The 3457-nt window shown below is 60.3% G+C and carries 4 protein-coding genes and 1 pseudogene; 4 read left to right on the top strand and 1 reads right to left on the bottom strand.

The window, feature by feature from the left end; genetic code table 11:
* Positions 1-110 precede the first annotated feature (110 nt).
* The 4 genes from PQR02_RS39905 to PQR02_RS39890 all read left to right on the top strand — a co-directional run bounded on the left by PQR02_RS39905 (position 111) and on the right by PQR02_RS39890 (position 2154).
* The gene (locus tag PQR02_RS39905; protein WP_408243306.1) at positions 111-551 is read left to right on the top strand and encodes an SET domain-containing protein; all 441 of its coding nucleotides are present in this window, start codon (positions 111-113) and stop codon (positions 549-551) included.
* Between the two features lie 391 nt (positions 552-942).
* Positions 943-1227: a type II toxin-antitoxin system Phd/YefM family antitoxin gene (locus tag PQR02_RS39900; RefSeq protein WP_408243305.1), complete on the top strand. Its 285-nt coding sequence runs from the start codon at positions 943-945 to the stop codon at positions 1225-1227.
* Entirely contained in the window at positions 1227-1565 is a 339-nt protein-coding gene (locus PQR02_RS39895; RefSeq protein WP_408243304.1) for a type II toxin-antitoxin system RelE/ParE family toxin, read from the top strand. Before PQR02_RS39900 ends, PQR02_RS39895 begins: the two co-directional genes overlap by 1 nt.
* Before the next feature lie 319 nt (positions 1566-1884).
* Positions 1885-2154 (top strand): DUF1488 family protein, encoded by a 270-nt coding sequence (locus PQR02_RS39890; protein WP_408243303.1) that lies wholly within the window; start codon positions 1885-1887, stop codon positions 2152-2154.
* Positions 2155-2383: 229 nt separating this feature from the next.
* On the opposite strand, the pseudogene PQR02_RS39885 reads toward PQR02_RS39890, so the two are convergent.
* Positions 2384-3457: pseudogene (locus PQR02_RS39885) on the bottom strand (ISNCY family transposase); the annotation flags it as partial.

Genomic DNA, 3457 nt, shown 5'->3' with positions numbered 1-3457 from the left:
TAGATATGGCCGCCGGGGCCCGAACGTCGCAAGTGCGTGCTCATCCCATCGCACTGGATGCGGAAATTTGCTGCTCGTATACTGCCGCTGACATCGGGATAGGAAAGAGTATGCGGCGCGTGATTGTCCGGCGGTCTTCAGTTCACGGAAAAGGCGTGTTCGCCATGCGTGCGCTCGCGGCGGGCGAGCGCGTGCTTGAGTACAAGGGTGAAGTCACCTCGTGGCGCAATGCGGTGCGCCGTCATCAGCGTGAAGCCGTCGAAGGCCATACGTTTCTGTTCGGGCTGTCGGATGGGCGGGTGATCGACGGCAGCCGCAGCGGCAATAGCGCGCGCTGGCTCAATCATGCGTGCGCGCCCAACTGCGAGACCGTCGAGGACGAGGGACGGATTTTCATCCACGCGCTCCGGTCGATCGAAGCCGGTGAAGAACTGTTCATTGAATATCTGCTTGCCACAGACGATCCGCTGGATGAAGACGTCCGGGCGCAGTACGCGTGCCGGTGCGCCGCAGCGGACTGTCGTCAGTCGATGCTGGCGGATGCAGCGTGAATGGGTTGGCACCGAAGGGAGAGGGCGGCATTCCATCCGGAGAAACGGCAAGGCTCCGGGGCAGGGGAACGCCGACATTGTGAGGACCGGAATTTAGTTCAAATTGGCCGCGATCGATTGCAACCCGGTTGTCTGTCGGCTCTGCCAGTTGCACGCGTGGGGCCGCCCGACCAACGTGCAGCATCGCGCGTGACGCGACCGGGCGAACCCGGCGAGGGCGGCACATTCATCCCGACCGACGAATGTTGTTCAGCTTCAGCGTATCTGGCGGGTGGCAAATCGAGCCCTCGACGATAAGTGATGAGCGGGCCGCGGGATGAGTGGGGTCTTTCCATAAAACCAAATTCAGTCTATATTCGGACTAAGTAAATGACGATCGGAGGATCACCCAATGCGGCTGACAGACCACGTAAAGCCAATTAGCTACCTGAAAAGCGACGCAGCGCAGATCGTCAAGGATCTGACGGCTTCCGGCGAGCCGCTGCTCATCACGCAGAATGGGGAAGCCAGGCTTGTCGTTCAGGATGTGCAAAGCTACGAGGACACGCAGCAAACGCTGGCTTTGCTCAAGATACTGGCCTTAGGTCAGAAGGACATCGAACAGGGGAAATTCAAGGATGCAGATGAGTTTCTCGCCGAGCTCGACGACCTTGACCGGAAGGAACAAATCGGCTGATGGCGCAGACGAAGTTCAGGCTAATGATCCTCGAAGAGGCGCAAGAGGATACGAAGGATCTGCGGCGGTACATCCTCAGGAGCTTCGGTGCCGAAACGTGGAAACAGACGTCCAAGCAGCTTGCCCTCACGTTTGGAAACATCAGGCAGTTCCCGCAGAGTGGTTACGTTCCGGCGGAGCTTTCGGATTTTGGCGGCCTGAATTTCCGGGAAACGCTGAGCGGTCAGAACCGGGTTATCTATGAGGTACGCGGCGACACGATTTACATTCACGTCGTCACCGATACGCGCCGCGATTTAGGCACGCTACTTCAGAAGCGACTCTTGCGTTCGCGGTGATCAGCACAGTTTTGGCTGCTTCTTCAAGGCGCCACGCCGGGCTGCTCGCCCGGGACCGGCCACACGGCGTCTCCCGGGAAAGCTCACCATCATGAGGCGTGTCAGCTCGCGACACGCGACTAACCGTCAACGCGAACCCAATACACCACAAAACAAAACCCGCTTGCAACAAACGTCCCGACGATCCTGGTTCACGGACGCCGGTCGTGACTGAATCGTTACGTCGTGGCCCACCGCGCTGGTTGGAACATCTGGTAGATTTACCGTTACGCGGCGCAGGACAGAACAAAGACCGCGAATGATATCGTCGAGGTAGATCATGCAAGTTCTTGATCGCGCGCCCGCCGTCTCGCCGGACGGACGCGCCGTCGTTTTCAGGCTGTCGGCCCGCGGTCGCAACGTCGAAGGCGCGGTTGCGCGTGTCGCACTCCAAGAACATTTCTGGCTCTCGCCTGACGCCGACGCGGCACGCACACTCAAGGCATTTGAAAACGGTCGCAACCGCATCGTCGCGGTCGCACAAAGAAAGTTACTTGCGAGGCCGGACGAGCCGCTGTGGCTGACCGCCAACGACTTCGTGACCCGGTAACCGACCGTTGACCGAGGATGACGGTCGGGTCCATGTCCGTCTGATAGACACATAAAAAGCACGATCGTGCCAAATGTCCCACCCAAGTTCAAATGTCGGGGTCTGCGCTAAATAGAAATGTCGTATCCGGGGTTGGGTTTGACGTCAGGTTTGCCTCTGTCTTTAACGGTTTGAATCTCCACACAGCGTTGAAGGACAGCGTGTGAACGGGCAGGGCGGGTCAGTCCGTTCAGGCAGATCCTGCAGACCGACGGCCAGGTTTGCGTGTTTGCTTCGGCTGCCTGCGTGGTGACAATTTCGTGATCACACCGTTGATGTCATCCTGTGTGAATTCACGCTGCTTCTTCGTGCCCTGCGCGCGTTCCGTTGCCCGAACCGGTTGTCCTGATTCGTGCGCGCAGGGGAGCCGGAGATGCGCCGGTTATCGCGTTGCGCCTGGATCGCCGGCGCGACCTGCAGTACGTGACTCAGGCGTTTGTGTTCAACGACCGCGCCCTGATCGATCTCGGCCAGCCGGTCGTACTGCCTGTACGCCAACACACGGCCATCGGCGCGAATCTCGATGCGTCCGTCCGGGTACTCCCACACGTCGATGTAACGGTGGATCAGTTTCCGGTTCTCCGCCGTGTCACCCAGCAGGTACATCACGCGGTCGTACTGAATGGTCAGCGGTTTCGTCACCCGTCGCGTCGCGCGCCACGTCATCAGCAGGTCGAGATTCTCATCAGCGCGCAGCGGCCGGTGCGCGTCGAAGTCGCTCTTCGGCGGCTTTGGGAAGCGTGCGTTATAGGCTGCGATGAAGGCGGGCGCATACGCATTGCCCTGCGCCACCGTACTGATGCCACGCAGCCTCAGCTCCTTGACCAGGCGATCCTGCAGCGTCAGGTGCGCGCGCTCGACGCGCCCCTTGGCGGAGCTGCTGTTCGCACAGAACGTGTCGATGTTCAGCTCGTACAGCGCGCGGCCAAACTGCGTCACGCCCTTGCCAGGCGTCACGGAATGGCTGTTGCAATGAAACACGCTCGCCTTGTCGCTGTACAGCGACACCGGCTTGCCATGCTGTTCCAGATAGCCGCGCATCGCCTCGAAATAGCTGAAGGTCGACTCGGTCGCCGTGAAGTGCAGCGCCATCAGCGGGCTGGTCGCATCGTCGATGAATACCAGCAGCGTGCAGGCCGGCGCGCGGTCCTCGAACCAGCGATGATCGCTGCCGTCGATCTGGATCAGCTCGCCCAGGCATGCGCGGCGGTTTCTCGGCTGGTGGAGTTTCGGCGGCCGCTGCCGGCGTGGAATCCATAGCCCG

Source organism: Paraburkholderia sediminicola (assembly GCF_046026895.1).
GTDB lineage: Bacteria > Pseudomonadota > Gammaproteobacteria > Burkholderiales > Burkholderiaceae > Paraburkholderia > Paraburkholderia sediminicola_C.
This window is presented reverse-complemented; position numbering and strand designations above follow the sequence as displayed.

Coding starts and splice junctions, on each gene's coding strand:
- PQR02_RS39905 (WP_408243306.1), top strand. CDS start 111: ATGCGGCGCGTGATTGTCCGGCGGTCTTCAGTTCACGGAAAAGGCGTG.
- PQR02_RS39900 (WP_408243305.1), top strand. CDS start 943: ATGCGGCTGACAGACCACGTAAAGCCAATTAGCTACCTGAAAAGCGAC.
- PQR02_RS39895 (WP_408243304.1), top strand. CDS start 1,227: ATGGCGCAGACGAAGTTCAGGCTAATGATCCTCGAAGAGGCGCAAGAG.
- PQR02_RS39890 (WP_408243303.1), top strand. CDS start 1,885: ATGCAAGTTCTTGATCGCGCGCCCGCCGTCTCGCCGGACGGACGCGCC.